The organism is Janthinobacterium sp. SUN033, assembly GCF_030397595.1.
In the GTDB taxonomy this organism is placed as follows: domain Bacteria; phylum Pseudomonadota; class Gammaproteobacteria; order Burkholderiales; family Burkholderiaceae_D; genus Janthinobacterium; species Janthinobacterium kumbetense.
The window spans coordinates 399,073-414,049 of sequence record NZ_JAPQNV010000004.1 but is presented as its reverse complement, the minus strand read 5'-3'; the positions used below and the strand labels follow the sequence as shown (position 1 = coordinate 414,049).

The following is a 14,977-nucleotide window of genomic DNA, read 5'->3' as shown; positions in this document are numbered from 1 at the left end:
TGGGACAGTCATGAGTAATCTGCTTCCCTACGCCTACGCGCGCGATTTTGGCTTGCTGGCCCGGCCCGGCGCCGTCGACGGCGCCCCCGTCGAGGTGCTGGTGGCCGCGTCGACGGCGCCGGCGGCGATTGCCGAAGTGTCGCGCCGTTTCGGCCAGATCCAGCTGACGGTGCTGCCGCGCGGCGACCTCGATGCGGCCATCGCCGGCGCCTACGCGGGCGGCGGCGGCGACGCGTCGCAGATGGCCGATGAATTCGACGCCGACCTGGATTTGACAAAACTGCTGCAGGACGTGCCGGCCATCGAGGATTTGCTCGAATCGTCCGACGACGCACCCGTCATCCGTATGATCAACGCGCTGCTCACGCAGGCGCTGCGCGAAGGCGCGTCCGATATCCACATCGAGCCGTTCGAGCAGACGTCCGTCGTGCGCTTCCGCATCGACGGCAGCCTGCGCGACGTCGTGCGTCCCAGGAAAGCCATCCACGGTTCGCTGATTTCGCGCATCAAGATCATGGCGCAGCTCGACATCGCCGAAAAGCGCTTGCCACAGGACGGCCGCATCACCCTGCGCGTGGGCGGCAAGCCCGTCGACGTGCGCGTCTCGACCCTGCCCACCGGGCATGGCGAACGGGCCGTGCTGCGTTTGCTGGACAAGGAAGCGGGGCGCCTCGACCTGCAGCACCTGGGCATGAGCGCGCCCATGCTGGGACAGTTCGACGGCCTGATCACGCAGCCGCACGGCATCGTGCTCGTCACGGGCCCCACCGGCTCGGGCAAGACGACGACCCTGTACGCGGCGCTGTCGATGCTCAACGCCACCACCACGAACATCCTGACGGTGGAAGACCCGATCGAGTACGATCTGGCCGGCGTCGGCCAGACGCAGGTCAATCCGCGCATCGACATGACATTTGCCAAGGCGCTGCGGGCGATTTTGCGGCAAGATCCAGATGTGATCATGATCGGCGAGATCCGCGACCTGGAAACGGCGCAGATTGCCGTGCAGGCATCCTTGACGGGCCACCTGGTGCTGGCGACGCTGCACACGAACGACGCCTCGGCGGCCGTCACGCGCCTGCTCGACATGGGCATCGAGCCGTTCCTGCTGTCGTCGTCGCTGCTGGGCGTGCTGGCGCAGCGCCTGGTGCGCAAGCTGTGCGGTTCCTGCAAGACCTTCGACGGCCAGTACTGGCAGGCGGTCGGCTGCGAGCATTGCGGCCAGACGGGCTACCAGGGCCGCGTGGGCGTGTACGAGCTGCTGCGCACGACGGAGCAGATCCGCGCGCAGATCCACAACCGTGCCTCGGAAGCGGAAGTGCGCGCCGTGGCCCTGCAGGACGGCATGACGAGCATGCGCGACGACGGCGAACGCTGGCTGCGCGACGGCACCACCACGCAGGCCGAGTTGCTGCGCGTGACCAAAGACTAGGCCCGCCACCATGCCCGCATTCCGCTATGAAGCCGTCGACGCGCAAGGCGCGACCCGCAAGGGCGTGCTCAATGCCGACAGTCCCCGTTCCGCGCGCGCCGAGTTGCGCGTGCAAGGCCTGGTGCCGCTGGCCGTCGAACCGATCGCCGCGCAGGTCGACGCCGCCGGCGTGACCAAACGGCGCGGCTTCGGCGAGCGCCTGTCCAGCACCGAGCTGGCCCTGTTTACGCGCCAGCTGGCCAGTTTGCTGGAAGCGGGCCTGCCGCTGGAGCAGGCGTTTTCCGCGCTGCTGGAACAGGCCGAGCGGCCTTACCTGCGCGACCTGATCGCCTCGATCCGTTCGGAAGTGATCGGCGGCGCCGCGTTTTCCGACGTGCTGGCGCGCCACCCGCGCGATTTCGCGGAAATTTACCGGGCGCTGGTGGCGTCGGGCGAGCAGATCGGCCATTTGTCGCGCGTGCTCTCGCGCCTGGCCGACTATATCGAGCGGCGCAATGCGCTGGTGCAGAAGGTCAAGCTGGCATTCACGTATCCGGCCATCGTCACGGTGGTGGCGTTTTCCATCGTGATTTTCCTGCTCACCTATGTGGTACCGCAGATCGTCTCCGTATTCGCCAATACCAAGCAGAAGCTGCCCATGCTGACGGTGATCATGCTGGCGCTGTCGGACTTCGTGCGCAACTATGGCCTCGTCGTGGCCGTGATCCTGGCCGGCGCCTGGTTCGCCTGGCGCCGCGCGCTGCAGCAGCCGGCCCTGAAACGGCGCTGGCATACCTGGCTGCTGACGGCGCCCCTGTATGGGAAATTCGAGCGCAGCCTGAACACGGCGCGCTTCGCCAGCACCCTGGCCATCACCACGGGATCCGGCGTGCCGATCCTGCGCGCGCTCGACACGAGCCGCGACACGCTCACCAACGTGGCGATGCAGGAACTGGTGGCTGACGCCAGCGGCGCCGTGCGCGAGGGCGTCAGCCTGGCGCGCGCGCTGTCGGCGCAAAAGCATTTTCCGCCCATGCTGATCCACATGATACGCGCGGGCGAAATCACGGGCGAGCTGCCGGCCATGCTGGAACGCGCCGCCAGCGCGCAGGAGCAGGACCTGGAACGCCGCACGCTCACCATCGCCGGCCTGCTGGAACCGGCCCTGATCCTGGCGATGGGCGTGGTGGTGCTGCTGATCGTGCTGGCCGTGCTGATGCCGATTATCGAAATCAATCAGCTTGTAAGATAAGTATCCAAGGAAGCCATGAAGCGTTTGCCTCAAGTTACAAGTTTGCTCGCCGTCGTGGCGCTGTCCGTGTCGCTGGCCTATTGGGCCATGCAGCTGTTCAAGGCGCCGCAGCGCCCCATCAATCCGCCCCCCAATCCGGTGGTGCAGGATGCCAGCGTGGAGGCGGGCGCCTCGCTGTTCGGCGGCCAGGTCAGCGTGGCCACGGCCAGCAACTACCAGCTCAAGGGCGTGGTGGCCGCCGGCAATGGCCGCGGCAGCGTGGCCATCATCTCGACCGATGGCAAGCCCTCCGTGGCCTTGCCGGAAGGCGCCGAAGTGGTGCCCGGCGTGACGGTGCTGGAAGTGCATGCGCGCCACGTGCTGCTGCGCGACGGCGGCGTGAGCAAGCGCATCGACCTGGTGGCCGACGACAAGGCGCTGGCCTTGCCGGGGCAGGTGTCCGCTACCCCAGCGCCGGCCGCGGCCCCTGCGCCGGCCACGAACCTGGTGCCGCCGCCGCTGCCGATGGAGCAGCAGCGGCCGGCGACCATGATGCCGGCGCCGCAAGTGAGCAGCGTGCCGCCGCCGAATTAACGCTGTTTTTATCGTATTTTGCCGATGGCGCCATGCCGCCATCGCCACAGGAGTCTTCATGTTCTCGATTCGTGCCGTCCTGGCGGGCTGCGTGGCGGCGCTGTGCGCCTTGCCGCCGGCTGTCGCCGCCGTTCCCGCCGCCCCCACTACCTCCGCTGCCACGCCGGCCGTTCCCGCACCCGTCGCGGCGCGTCCGCGCATCGCCCTGGTGCTGTCGGGCGGCGGCGCGCGCGGCCTGGCGCATATCGGCGTCTTGAAAGTGCTGCAGGAGCTGCATGTGCCGATCGACATGGTGGTCGGCACCAGCATGGGCGGCGTGGTGGGCGGCGCGTATGCGGCCGGCGCTTCCGTGGCGGACCTGGAAAAGATGGCGCGCGAGACCAACTGGGCGCGCGTGGTGGCCGACCGGCCGCCGCGCGACGAACTGGCGTTCCGCCGCCGCGAGGAAGATTTGTTGCTGCCGTCGCGCATCGAGTTTGGCACCAGCCGCAACGGCATTTCCACGCCGCCGTCGGCGGCCAGCAATGCGGCGCTGGAAATGGCCTTGAACCGGCTGCTGCCGGCCGGCATGCGCGACCGCCCCGCCAGCCAGCTGCCGCTGCCTTTCCGCTCGGTGGCGTCGGACCTGGTCAATGGCGAGCTGGTGGAACTGGTCGATACGCCCCTGTTCCTGTCGATGCGCGCCTCGCTGGCCGTGCCGGGCGTGTTTGCCCCCGTGCGCGTGAATAACCGGCTGGTGGTCGATGGAGGCCTGGTGCGCAACCTGCCCGTCGACATGGCGCGCGCCATGGGCGCCGACATCATCATCGCCGTTAATGTGGGCACGCCGCTGGCGCCGGAAAAAGAGCTGGGCAGCGCCATCGGCGTGGCGCAGCAGATGCTGCAAATCCTCACGGAACAGAATGTGCAGCGCTCGCTCAAGGAGCTGCAGCCGCAGGATATCCTGGTGGCGCCGGATTTGACGGGCGTCAGTTTCCTCGACTTTGAAAACTATGCGCGCGCCATGCGCGCCGGCGAGCAGGCGGCGCAGGCCTTGGCCGCCCGCCTGGCGCCGCTGGCCCTGCCGCCGGAACAGTATGCGGCGCGCGAGCAGCTGCGCCTGGCCGCGCCGGCCCTGCTGGACGTGGCCTTGCCGCTCACGCGCCTGGCCGTGGAGAGCGAGGGCGATATCAATCCGCGCATCCTGCAGGCGCAATCGGGCCTGGTGGAAGGGCAGTCCGTCAGCCAGGAAGATGTGCTCAAGGCTGCGGCCAAGCTGTATGGCCGCGGCGACGTGGCGCGCGTGGAGACGGAAGTGGTCGATTCCGGCGACCAGCGCGCCGTCACCATCAAGGCCGTCGAAGCGCCGTGGGCCAGCAGCCGCCTGCGCGTGGGCCTGGAAGTGGGCAGCGATTTCAGGGACAGCAATACCTTTGCCCTGAAGCTGCTGCATGTGCGCTCGAATCTGAACAGCTGGGGCGGCGAATTGCGCAGCATGGCGCAGATCGGCACCACGCGCAACTTCGGGGTGCAGTACTGGCAGCCGCTGGGCGCCGGCAACCCGTGGTATATCGCGCCGTCAATCCAGTACAGCTCGCAGGCGGTCGACCTGTTCGACAAGGGACGGCGCAGCGCGCGCGTCGCCTACAGCGGCCAGGGCGCCAGCCTGGTGCTGGGACGCCAGTTCGGCTTCTGGGGCGACCTGCAGTTCGGCGTCTCGCGCAGCGAAGTCAAGGCCGGTGTCAGCATCCCGGCCGACCCGGCCTACCCGCAGGAGCGGGCGCTGGGCACCAACCAGTTCGTCCAGTTCCGCGTCGATACGCTCGATTCGCCCGGTTTCCCCACGCGCGGCGTGCTGTTTGACGCCACCTGGACGCGCGCCTCGACCACGGGTTCGGGCGAGACGGGCCTGGGGCGTTCCGCCATCACGGGCTTGAAGGCCTTTGGCCGCGGCAATTGGGCCGGCCATGTGTATGGCGAATGGGCGCGCGCGCAGCGCGGCGAGGCGCCACTCAGCCTGGGCGGCTTCCTGCGCCTGTCCGGCACGCAGTTCGAATCGGTGACGGGGCGCAGCGTGGCCCTGGCGCGCTTCGTGATGGCGCGCCGCATCGGTTCCCTGCCCAGCACCCTGGGCGGCGCCGTGCGAGCCGGCTTTTCGCTGGAAATGGGCGGCGGCTTCGATCAGAGCGAGCACTGGAAATCCACCAAATTCACGCAGGCCAGCAGCGCCTTCATCTCCGTCGATACGCGCTTCGGTCCCGTGTACGTGGCGTCGGGCGCATCGAAGGGCGGCGAGAGTACGCTCTACCTGTTCCTGGGACCGGTCTGGTAGGGCGCGGCGGACGCCGTACTGCGGCGCAGGGCCGTGAAGGCGGCAAATTCCCATGAGCGAAAGCCCAGCAGCAGGGTAAAGCCGTCGCGCTCGGCGGGGGCCAGGCGGCGGTCGTTCTGGTGCAGGCGCGCCAGTTCCTCGGCCAGCTGGCGGATCTTTTGCACCAGCTCCTGCGCGCTCGACAGCGACAGGCGCGCCGGGATGCACATCAGGGTTTCGCCGGCACCGTCAAAATGCCCGCTGAAATAATCGGCCACCACGTGTTCGCGGAAGTACTGCTGCACCGGGCCGTCGGCCAGCCAGTGGAAGGCGTTCGAGACGCGCAGGCTGTAGCGGTTCAGCGGCTTGAGCTCGATCAAGCCCAGCCGGTCCAGCTCGGCCAGGCAGCCGATGCATTCGGCTTGCGTCAGCGCATACGTTTCCACCACCTGTTCCAGGCTCCAGTGACCGAGGCAGCAGATCGCCACCAGCAGCAGGCGCGGATGCGCCACCAGCGACTTTTCCTGCACCAGGGTGAGCGTGTCGGCATGCGGCGTGATGTCGGCCGCGCCGCGCAGCACGTCTTCCATGGCGATGCCCGAGGCCTTGCAGATCAGGGCCAGGCGCGACAGCGACATGTCGTGCTGGCCAAACATGCGCTTGACGCTCGATTCGCTCATGCCGATGCGTTCGGCCAGCACTTTATAGGTGATGCCGGCGGCGCGCAGTTGCGTGCGCAGCACGCGCAAAACCAGTTCGGGTGAACTCACGGGATATCCCTTTTGATAAGATTAGTGGCGGATGACGGTACCGAATGTATCCCTGAATGGCACTTTGCACAAGGAGATAGTACTTTTCGGCAAAAACGATGACACTCCCGCTTGTGGCTCGCACGGCGCGCTACAACCAGGCAACTCATCCACTTGTAGAGGTTATCCATGTCCTTCAAATTACGTTTCCCCGCAGCGCTGCTGGCGCTGGCCGCCATCGCTCCCTTGCATGCATCGGCTGCCGATCCGGCAAGCCCCATCTACATTGGCGCCAGCTATGGCTTTCGCGCCAGTACCGGCCTCGATTGCATCGCCGGCCAAAGCGATTGCGACAAAAGCAGCAAGCGCAATGGCAAGGCCTACGTGGGTTACAGTTTCGACGCGCTGCCGTTTCAGGGCGGCGTGGCCCTGCCTTCGATTGAACTGGTGGGGTATATGGGCGGCGAGGTGAAGTCCGGCTTCGACACGGGCGCCGGCCGGCGCGCGGGCCGCGGCAAGTTCACGGGCCTCGGCATACAGGGCGTGCTCGGCTACCAGTTCGACGCGTTTACCTTGAGCGGCCGTGCCGGTGCGGCTTACACGCAGGGCAAGGTCGATTATCTGGGCGGCGGTTCGGACAAGAAGGACAAGATCGGCCTGACCTACGGCATCGGCGCGGCGTATGCGCTGAACAAGAACTGGGCGCTGCACCTGGACTGGGACCGCGTGCCGGTCAAGTACAGCAGCAAGCAGACGACCAAGGTCGACATGTTTTCGCTGGGCGCGTCCTACCGTTTCTAAGGGGACGCTGCTGCGGCAGAGAGTGGCCTGATGGCGGACGCCCTATGAAAAGGGTGTCCGCGGGCGGCCTATTTGTCTATTTCGACTTTCAACAGCAATTTCGCCAGCAGCCGTTTTTCCTGCTGGCGCTGGCCTGACACGGTCTTGACGTGCGCCCCGGCGGCGCGCTGCAGGGCTGCAGTGGCGACGGGGTTGCGCGGTTTTTGCGAGGGTTCGACGCGGAACTGCATTTTCTGCCGCGTCGCCAATGCCTTGTTTGCCATCGGTCCCCTCCCTGATTACAGCACGTAGCGCGACAGGTCTTCGTTGACCGACAGCGCTTCCAGGCGTTCGTTGACATACGCGGCATCGATCACCAGCAGGTTTTCCGTGCTGCTGCTGCCTTCGCTGGCCGTAAACGACACTTCTTCCAGCAGTTTTTCCATCACCGTGTGCAGGCGGCGCGCACCGATGTTTTCCGTGCGCTCGTTTACCGAGTAGGCGATTTCCGCCAGGCGCGTGATGCCTTCCGGCGCAAATTGCAGTTTCAGGTTTTCCGTCGCCAGCAAGGCTTCGTACTGCATCGTCAGGCAGGCGTCCGTGCTGGTGAGAATGCGTTCGAAGTCCGAGATCGACAGCGATTCCAGTTCCACGCGGATGGGGAAGCGCCCCTGCAGTTCCGGGATCAGATCCGACGGTTTCGACAGGTGGAACGCGCCCGAGGCGATGAACAGGATGTGGTCCGTGCGGATCATGCCGTACTTGGTGTTGACGGTGGTGCCCTCGACCAGCGGCAGCAGGTCGCGCTGCACGCCCGCGCGCGAGACGTCGGCGCCGCCGGACTCCGAGCGCGAGGCGATCTTGTCGATTTCATCGAGGAAGACGATGCCGTTCTGCTCGACGTTCTGGATGGCCTTCTGTTTCAGTTCATCTTCGTTGAGCAGCTTCGCCGCTTCTTCCTCGACCAGCAGTTTCAATGCTTCGCGGATCTTGACCTTGCGCGCCTTCTTGCGCTGTCCGCCCACGCCCGAGAACATGGACTTGATCTGCTCCGTCATTTCTTCCATGCCCGGCGGCGCCATGATTTCCATTTGCGGGCCCGCCTCGGCCAGCTCGATCTCGATTTCCTTGTCATCGAGCTCGCCCTGGCGCAAGCGCTTGCGGAAGGTCTGGCGCGTGCTGTCGCCGCTGCCCGTGTCCACGGCCGCCGCCGTATTCGGCGTGAAGCCGAAGTCGCGCGCCGGCGGCACGAGGATGTCGATCACGCGGTCTTCGGCCGCATCTTCGGCGCGCGCGCGCACCTTCTTCATTTCCAGCGCGCGCGTCTGCTTGATGCCGATGTCGATCAGGTCGCGGATGATGGTGTCGACGTCGCGCCCCACATAGCCCACTTCCGTGAACTTGGTCGCTTCGATCTTGATGAACGGCGCCTCGGCCAGCTTGGCCAGGCGGCGCGCGATTTCCGTCTTGCCGACGCCCGTGGGGCCGATCATGAGGATGTTCTTGGGCGTGATTTCATGGCGCAGGGGCTCGGCCACCTGCTGGCGGCGCCAGCGGTTGCGCAGGGCGATGGCGACGGCGCGTTTGGCCTTGGCCTGGCCCACCACGTGCTTGTCGAGTTCGGTGACGATTTCCGACGGGGTCATGTTCATGATCATAGTTGGCTTTCTATCTTTCTTTTGCGTAGAGTGCCCGAAAAACGTTCAGGGCAAGGCGCTTGGCCGCAGGCAGTACCTTTTTGTACGCCCAGGCCATGCAACGTAGCCATGGGCGTTTTCTCGGGGACTCTTAGTCCAGGGTCTCGATGATGTGGGACATATTCGTGTAGATGCACAGTTCCGCGGCGATGGTCAGCGATTTCTTGACCACCTCGGCCGGCGAGAGCTCCGTGTTTTCCTGCAGTGCCTTGGCGGCGGACTGGGCGTAGGTGCCGCCCGAGCCGATGGCGCCGATGCCGTCTTCCGGTTCCAGCACGTCGCCATTGCCCGTGATGACCAGGGTCGACTCGCTGTCGGCCACCAGCAGCATCGCTTCCAGGCGGCGCAGCACGCGGTCGGTGCGCCAGTCCTTGGCCAGTTCGACGGAGGCGCGCAGCAGGTTGCCCTGGTGTTTTTCCAGCTTGCCTTCGAAGCGGTCGAGCAAGGTGAACGCGTCGGCGGTGCCGCCGGCAAAGCCGACCAGGACCTTGCCCTGATACAACTTACGCACTTTGCGGGCTGTGCCCTTCATGACGATGTTGCCCAGCGTTACCTGGCCGTCGCCGCCCAGGGCGACTTGCTTGCCGCGCCGGACGCAGAGGATGGTGGTGCCGTGAAATTGTTCCATAGTGACCTCAAAAGATTCGTGCCGATGCGTGCAAGGCCATGCGATTGCGCGCCCATGGCTCAAAAGTGGGGATGGAAAAGGCAATTGCAAGCGGCAGTGTTTGCTTCAGTGTAGTCGGCGCGGGACGAAAAAAAAGCACGCAACCGGAGGTCGTGTGCTTTTTTATTCGCCATCGCGGGCCGCCGGGGCGGCCGCGCAAGGGGAGGGCGATCAGTCGCCGTACAGCTTTTGCTTCAGTTCGCGCCGTTGCTGGGCTTCCAGCGACAGGGTGGCGGTCGGACGGGCGATCAGGCGCGGGATGCCGATAGGCTCGCCCGTTTCTTCGCACCAGCCATAGTCGCCGGCGTCGATGCTGGCGATCGATTGCTGCACTTTCTTCAGCAATTTGCGTTCGCGGTCGCGCGTGCGCAGTTCCAGCGCATGCTCTTCCTCGATGGTGGCGCGGTCGGCAGGGTCCGGTACGAGCACGGTTTCACGCAAGTGTTCCGTGGTTTCGCCGGCGTTTTTCAGCAAGTCTTTTTCGAGCTGCTGCAGGCGCGCCTTGAAGAATGCCAGTTGTGCCGGATTCATGTAGTCATCTTCGCTCATGGCGCGAATTTGGTCTTCGCTGATGAGAGGGATGTCTTGGTTGGCGGCCGGGGTCGATTTATTAGTTTTGGTCATAACTTCGCTTACCTTCGATACGACAGAGTTTTCAAATTGATCAGTTGATGCGGCGATACCGAGCAACTGTACAGGTTCCGCTTGGCATTGCTGTCCCGCTGTACTGCGTGCGACCTTGGCTTGCCGGCGAAAGCCAGGACTACCGGCCGGCTAAGGTGCCATGTTGATAACTTTTTACCGCTCTATGCCAGTCGCGCTATGCGCGCGTCAACAGGCGTGTTGGGTGGATCGGTTGCATGCCTGGCATGCGGCCAGCGGCAGTTTGCCAGCATTTCATGACAGGCGAACGACATGGGCCGTTTTCGTCGCTGATTTTGGCACGCTTTGCTTTATATTGCCATCCCGATTTGTTGACTAGCCGATCAGAAACGGCTACTTGTTGGTTTATGCCAGCAAGACGGGTGTCAGACAGCGGGAAAGCGTGCTTAACTTTCCCTTTTGTTTCTGCTTTGCAACGGATACTTTGCAAAACCCGGCTAGTTTATACCAAACATTGTTCGAGTCCGCGAATAAAAATGTCTTTTGGTAGATTCTTGCCAATAAACACCATTTTGCTGCCGCGCACTTCATTTTCACCCCATTTGGCGCCCAGGTCGCTGCCCATCAGCTGGTGCACGCCCTGGAAGACCACCTTGCGCTCGGCGCCCTGCATCAGCAGCACGCCCTTGTAGCGCAGCATGCGCGGGCCATACACTTGCACCAGGCCGCCGAGGAACTCGTCGAGCTTGGCGCTGTCGAACGGTTGCGTGCTCTTGAAAACAAAGGCGGCGATATCGTCGCTGTGCTGCGCATGGTGATGGTCGGCATGGCCGCAGTCGGTGGCGCAGGCGTCGCTATGCTCATGCTTGTGCCCGTGGCCGTGCTCATCTGCGTGCTCATGCGCGTGATCGTGGTCGTGGACGTGCGCCGTTTCCGTTGCCAGGAAATCCGGGTCCAGTTCCAGCTTTTCATTCAGGTTGAAGCCGCGGATGTCGAGCACCTCGGCCAGCGGCGCGCGGCCGAAATCGACCTTGGCGATGGGCGCGCGCGGGTTGATGCGTTTCAGGCGGCGCGTCAGGACGGCCACGTCGTCTTCGCTGACGAGGTCGGTCTTCGACAGCAGCAGCTTGTCGGCAAAGCCCACTTGCCGCTGGGCTTCCTCGTATTCGTCCAGTTGCTTCATCGCATGGCGGGCATCGACTACCGTGATAATAGCGTCGAGCATGTAGTGGCTGCCCACTTCTTCGTCGACAAAGAAGGTTTGCGCCACGGGGCCGGGATTGGCCAGGCCCGTCGTTTCGATGACGACGCGGTCGAACGCCAGCAAGCCGGCGTCGCGCTTGCGCGCCAGTTCCGTGAGGCCCACGATCAGGTCACCCCGCACGGTGCAGCAGATGCAGCCGTTGTTCATCTCGATGATGTGTTCGTTGCTATCCTGCACCAGGATCTCGTTATCGATGTTTTCCTGGCCAAACTCGTTTTCGATCACGGCGATGCGCATGCCATGCTCTTCCTGCAGTATGCGGTTGAGCAAGGTGGTTTTGCCTGCGCCCAGGAAACCGGTGAGGATGGTGGTTGGAATCAGTGCCATGAGAGATGCCTTGTAATCGGTGGTGCCGCCGCGCAAGCGGAAGAATGCGGACGATTATGCCGGAATTTTGCAAAAGCTTGCAAATGCGCGCCCATCCGCTTGATATGGATCAGGCTGCCCCACCGGCGCCGCTGCCTACTTGAGCTTGGCGCGCGGGTGCGCCTGGTCGTACACGTGCGCCAGGTGCTGGAAGTCGAGGGCCGTGTAGACCTGGGTCGAGGTGATGCTGGAATGGCCCAGCATTTCCTGCACGGCGCGCAAGTCGCCCGACGATTGCAGCACGTGCGAAGCGAACGAGTGGCGCAGCACGTGCGGGTGCACGTTGGCGGGAATGTCCGTCGCCAGCGCGTGCGCCTTCAGGCGCAGCTGCAGCACGCGGGGCGAGATGCGCGTGCCGCGCGTGCTTAAAAACAAGGCAGCGCTGCCATCGGCCGCTGGCGGGCGCACGCCCAGCCAGGCGGTCAGGGCCACGAGGGCCGCCTTGCCGACGGGCACTTTGCGCATCTTGTTGCCCTTGCCCGTGACGATGACTTCGAAGCTGGCCATGTCGAGCCAGCCCAGCGAGGCGGGCTGGCCGCCGTCGGCCTTGCAATAGTGGGTGTCCAGGCTGGTCAGTTCGGACACGCGCAAGCCGCTCGAGTACAGTAGTTCGAACATGGCGCGGTTGCACAGCTGTTCCGGTTCGGCGGCGCCTTGCTGGTGTTGCGCGGGCGCCACGAGGCGCACGGCATCGTCCACCGACAGGGCTTTCGGCAAGGTCTTGGCCCGCTTGGGGGCGCGGATGCCGTCGACGGGATTGGCGTCGAGCGGGGTCTCGCCGCTGAGCCAGTTGAAAAATCCCCGCCACGACGACAGCTTGCGGGCGATCGAACGCGGGTCGAGGCCGCCGGCATGCAGCTTGGCCGTGTAGCGGCGCACTTCATTGTGCGCCAGCGCCGTCCAGGGCGTATTGCCGCTCAGTTCCAGCAAGGCGCGCAAGTCGCGCCCGTAGGCATCCAGCGTATGCGGCGACAGCTTGCGCTGCGTGGCCAGCTGCGCCAGATAGGCGTCGAGCCAGTCAGCCTTGCCGCGCGCCTCCATGGCGTGCTCAGGCAGGCGTGCCGGCGCGCAGCGCGGCCAGGGCGGCGCTGGCCGTGGCGCCGATATGCACGAGGAAGTCCGTGCCCATGCTCGAGGTAAAGCGTTCGCTGTCGGGCGAACCGAGCACCAGCAAGCCGAAGGTGCCCGTGGTGTTCGGGGCGCGCAGGGCGATCATGACGGTCGATTCGATCTTATCGGCCTGCAACCAGTGCACGGCTTCGAAATCGCGGTTGCTGCCGCAGTACGGCGCTTGCAGGCTGTTGGCGAACATGCGCACGTCGGCCGTCACATCTTCCGTGAACCAGCCGTTCGCGTGTTCCGGCAGCACTTGCCACAGGCGCAGGCTGACGCAGGGTACGTCGAAATTGCTTTGCAAGGCGTCGACCAGCACGCGCGGCATGTCCGCATCGTTGCGCACTTGCAGCATGGCCTGGTTCCAGCCGTGGAATTTGCTGGCGATGTCGCCATTTTCCTCGGCCAGGCGGCTCAGCTTGGACATGCGCAGTTCCAGCGCCTTGTACTTGTCGCGCATCACTTCCATCTGCCGCTCCTGCAGCGAGATGGTGCGTCCCGTCAGCGGGCTGCTCAGCTTGACCTCACCGAGCAGGGCGGTATGCTCTTCGAAGAAATTCGGGTGCTCGCTCAGGTACTGGGCGACGGTGCTGGAATCGAGTGTGGCGGTCATTGAGAATATCTGTCAGTGAAAGTTGAACACTTCATTCTAACCGAGAGTGCGGCGGCATAGGCGCAAAGGGGATAGCGTCGATGCATTTTCCGCGCGCGCATGAAAAAAGCGGCATGGTTGCCCATGCCGCCTTGCATTCTTAGCTCAGCAATCACCCGCGGAGGGTGACAGGCCGGGCATTAGAAGTTGTGGTGTACGCCCAGACCGATGTAGGTCTTCGAAACAACATCCTTGCGGTTCGAGATGTCCGCGTACAGGTAGGTGCGCTTCGACAGGTTGTAGTCGTAGCCCAGCGATGCCTGCTTGGTCTTGGCCACGCCGTCTGGCGTTTTTTGACCGTAGCCAGCGCGAACCTTGCCTGGGCCGACGTCGTAGTTGGCGCCAACCAGCCATGCTTTGGTGTCGGTGTTGATGATCTTGAATTTGCTGTCATCCTGATGCTGGTACGACGCCATCAGTTTCAGTTCCGTTACCGGATTGAACGATGCGGCAACCGACCACAGCTTGGCTTGCAGGCCATTGCGCTCATACGCGGCCATACCGGCGAATTGGCCATAGTTGTACGTGGCCGAGATCGAGTATGGGTTCGACGCCGGTACGGCATTGGCTGGCACGAAGTAGTTGTTGGAGCCCGGCGGATTGTTGACAGCTGCGTTGTTATTGGCTTCCTTGGCGGCGACAGTGGCGTTGAACTGGAAGCCGCTGATGACTGGCGAGTTATAGAACACGGCGTTCGAGAAGCGGTTACGCGAGTTGCCTGGCGCGCTCAGTGGATCGCTGGTGTAGCCGGCAACGGTCAGGTCGGTCTGGAAACCGGCGGTCGTAGGCATGCCCGACCATGGTTCGAATGCGGTGCTCGATTCCTGGAAAGCGGTCAGGCCACGGCCCAGGCGTACGGTACCGAAGTCGCCTTGCAGGCCGACGCGGCTTTGACCCTGGAACAGGGGACGCGAATTGATGCCCGAGGTGTTTTCGATGGTGCCCGTGTCGGATTCATAGCGAATTTCCAGTTGGAAAATAGCTTTCAAGCCATTGCCCAGATCTTCCGTGCCCTTGAAACCCAGCTTGTTGTTGTCGCGCTTGGTGACTTTGGTGGTTTCACCAGTCAATTTGCCCAGGCCAGCATCGATCGTGCCGTAGATTTGGACGGACGACTGCGCTTGTGCTGTGGCGGCAAAGGCGCCGAAGAGTGCGAGGGCAACGAGTGATTTTTTCATGTCTTATTCCCTATTAAAAGTGAGTTCCGTCCGAGATCCGAGCAGATTGAAATGCGCTAACTGTCGCGTTTCGATGAATGAACCTTAATTCGTCGGCGCGCAAGACGTGCGGGATTGGTCAAATGTGCGTGAAAAGATTGGTGAAAAGCGGCATAACTGCATGCCCCTGTTGTATTTTCGTAACGCACGGTTTCTGCCGATCCCGCGCCGAGGGTCAGCGTTCTTCCATCGTTGCGCCAGCGGCGCCTCGCCATCTTGGCGTGTCAGGGCCAGGACATTGTTGCGTTGAATCAAGTTCTTAAGCGGGCTTAGTCGGATTTATGACACAAGGACGTTACACTAAGGGACGGCCTGCATGGATGGGCCTGGAGATGGCTCACTA

General features: G+C 63.9%; 14 protein-coding genes. 5 read left to right on the top strand and 9 right to left on the bottom strand.

Annotated elements, in window-relative coordinates; genetic code table 11:
- Positions 1-10: 10 nt before the first annotated feature.
- From gspE to OX460_RS18930, 4 genes are read left to right on the top strand one after another with little or no spacing between them, the layout of a single operon-like run.
- Complete coding sequence (gene gspE, locus OX460_RS18945; RefSeq protein WP_077398708.1) at positions 11-1,432, top strand: type II secretion system ATPase GspE; 1,422 nt, start codon at positions 11-13, stop codon at positions 1,430-1,432.
- Positions 1,433-1,442: 10 nt separating this feature from the next.
- On the top strand, positions 1,443-2,663 hold the full coding sequence (gene gspF / locus OX460_RS18940) for a type II secretion system inner membrane protein GspF (protein WP_099665799.1): 1,221 nt from the start codon (positions 1,443-1,445) through the stop codon (positions 2,661-2,663).
- A 15-nt stretch (positions 2,664-2,678) separates the two neighbouring features.
- Positions 2,679-3,236 (top strand): type II secretion system protein N, encoded by a 558-nt coding sequence (locus OX460_RS18935; RefSeq protein ID WP_099665798.1) that lies wholly within the window; start codon positions 2,679-2,681, stop codon positions 3,234-3,236.
- A 58-nt stretch (positions 3,237-3,294) separates the two neighbouring features.
- A complete protein-coding gene (locus OX460_RS18930) occupies positions 3,295-5,547 on the top strand; it encodes a patatin-like phospholipase family protein (protein ID WP_099665797.1) in 2,253 nt (750 codons plus the stop codon).
- Here the strand turns inward: OX460_RS18930 and OX460_RS18925 are convergent.
- Positions 5,520-6,296: a helix-turn-helix transcriptional regulator gene (locus OX460_RS18925; RefSeq protein WP_180278646.1), complete on the bottom strand. Its 777-nt coding sequence runs from the start codon at positions 6,294-6,296 to the stop codon at positions 5,520-5,522. The genes OX460_RS18930 and OX460_RS18925 overlap by 28 nt on opposite strands.
- Positions 6,297-6,464: 168 nt before the next feature.
- Here OX460_RS18925 and OX460_RS18920 point away from each other — a divergent pair, with 168 nt between their 5' ends.
- Positions 6,465-7,076, top strand: coding sequence for an outer membrane beta-barrel protein (locus OX460_RS18920; RefSeq protein ID WP_289899566.1), 612 nt, complete (start codon positions 6,465-6,467; stop codon positions 7,074-7,076).
- Positions 7,077-7,144: 68 nt separating this feature from the next.
- On the opposite strand, the gene OX460_RS18915 is transcribed toward OX460_RS18920, so the two are convergent.
- The 8 genes from OX460_RS18915 to OX460_RS18880 form a co-directional block, all read right to left on the bottom strand.
- A complete protein-coding gene (locus tag OX460_RS18915) occupies positions 7,145-7,339 on the bottom strand; it encodes a hypothetical protein (protein ID WP_099665795.1) in 195 nt (64 codons plus the stop codon).
- Between the two features lie 15 nt (positions 7,340-7,354).
- The gene (hslU, locus tag OX460_RS18910) at positions 7,355-8,707 is read right to left on the bottom strand and encodes an ATP-dependent protease ATPase subunit HslU (protein WP_285817091.1); all 1,353 of its coding nucleotides are present in this window, start codon (positions 8,705-8,707) and stop codon (positions 7,355-7,357) included.
- A 136-nt stretch (positions 8,708-8,843) separates the two neighbouring features.
- Entirely contained in the window at positions 8,844-9,380 is a 537-nt protein-coding gene (gene hslV / locus OX460_RS18905) for an ATP-dependent protease subunit HslV (protein WP_099665794.1), read from the bottom strand.
- Between the two features lie 210 nt (positions 9,381-9,590).
- Positions 9,591-10,043, bottom strand: coding sequence for an RNA polymerase-binding protein DksA (gene dksA, locus OX460_RS18900; RefSeq protein ID WP_034753066.1), 453 nt, complete (start codon positions 10,041-10,043; stop codon positions 9,591-9,593).
- Positions 10,044-10,524: 481 nt separating this feature from the next.
- A complete protein-coding gene (locus OX460_RS18895) occupies positions 10,525-11,613 on the bottom strand; it encodes a GTP-binding protein (protein ID WP_251349446.1) in 1,089 nt (362 codons plus the stop codon).
- Positions 11,614-11,748: 135 nt separating this feature from the next.
- Positions 11,749-12,693 carry a tyrosine recombinase XerC gene (locus OX460_RS18890; RefSeq protein WP_289899565.1) on the bottom strand — a complete coding sequence of 315 codons (945 nt, stop codon included), beginning with the start codon at positions 12,691-12,693 and terminating at the stop codon, positions 11,749-11,751.
- A 7-nt stretch (positions 12,694-12,700) separates the two neighbouring features.
- Positions 12,701-13,378 (bottom strand): DUF484 family protein, encoded by a 678-nt coding sequence (locus OX460_RS18885; protein ID WP_099665791.1) that lies wholly within the window; start codon positions 13,376-13,378, stop codon positions 12,701-12,703.
- A 179-nt stretch (positions 13,379-13,557) separates the two neighbouring features.
- The gene (locus tag OX460_RS18880; RefSeq protein ID WP_099665790.1) at positions 13,558-14,595 is read right to left on the bottom strand and encodes a porin; all 1,038 of its coding nucleotides are present in this window, start codon (positions 14,593-14,595) and stop codon (positions 13,558-13,560) included.
- Between the last annotated feature and the right edge of the window lie 382 nt (positions 14,596-14,977).

Excerpts from the sequence above, each read along its gene's own strand:
- gspE (WP_077398708.1), top strand. The coding sequence starts at position 11 with ATGAGTAATCTGCTTCCCTACGCCTACGCGCGCGATTTTGGCTTGCTG.
- gspF (WP_099665799.1), top strand. The coding sequence starts at position 1,443 with ATGCCCGCATTCCGCTATGAAGCCGTCGACGCGCAAGGCGCGACCCGC.
- OX460_RS18935 (WP_099665798.1), top strand. The coding sequence starts at position 2,679 with ATGAAGCGTTTGCCTCAAGTTACAAGTTTGCTCGCCGTCGTGGCGCTG.
- OX460_RS18930 (WP_099665797.1), top strand. The coding sequence starts at position 3,295 with ATGTTCTCGATTCGTGCCGTCCTGGCGGGCTGCGTGGCGGCGCTGTGC.
- OX460_RS18920 (WP_289899566.1), top strand. The coding sequence starts at position 6,465 with ATGTCCTTCAAATTACGTTTCCCCGCAGCGCTGCTGGCGCTGGCCGCC.
- OX460_RS18915 (WP_099665795.1), bottom strand. The coding sequence starts at position 7,339 with ATGGCAAACAAGGCATTGGCGACGCGGCAGAAAATGCAGTTCCGCGTC.
- hslU (WP_285817091.1), bottom strand. The coding sequence starts at position 8,707 with ATGAACATGACCCCGTCGGAAATCGTCACCGAACTCGACAAGCACGTG.
- hslV (WP_099665794.1), bottom strand. The coding sequence starts at position 9,380 with ATGGAACAATTTCACGGCACCACCATCCTCTGCGTCCGGCGCGGCAAG.
- dksA (WP_034753066.1), bottom strand. The coding sequence starts at position 10,043 with ATGACCAAAACTAATAAATCGACCCCGGCCGCCAACCAAGACATCCCT.
- OX460_RS18895 (WP_251349446.1), bottom strand. The coding sequence starts at position 11,613 with ATGGCACTGATTCCAACCACCATCCTCACCGGTTTCCTGGGCGCAGGC.
- OX460_RS18890 (WP_289899565.1), bottom strand. The coding sequence starts at position 12,693 with ATGGAGGCGCGCGGCAAGGCTGACTGGCTCGACGCCTATCTGGCGCAG.
- OX460_RS18885 (WP_099665791.1), bottom strand. The coding sequence starts at position 13,378 with ATGACCGCCACACTCGATTCCAGCACCGTCGCCCAGTACCTGAGCGAG.
- OX460_RS18880 (WP_099665790.1), bottom strand. The coding sequence starts at position 14,595 with ATGAAAAAATCACTCGTTGCCCTCGCACTCTTCGGCGCCTTTGCCGCC.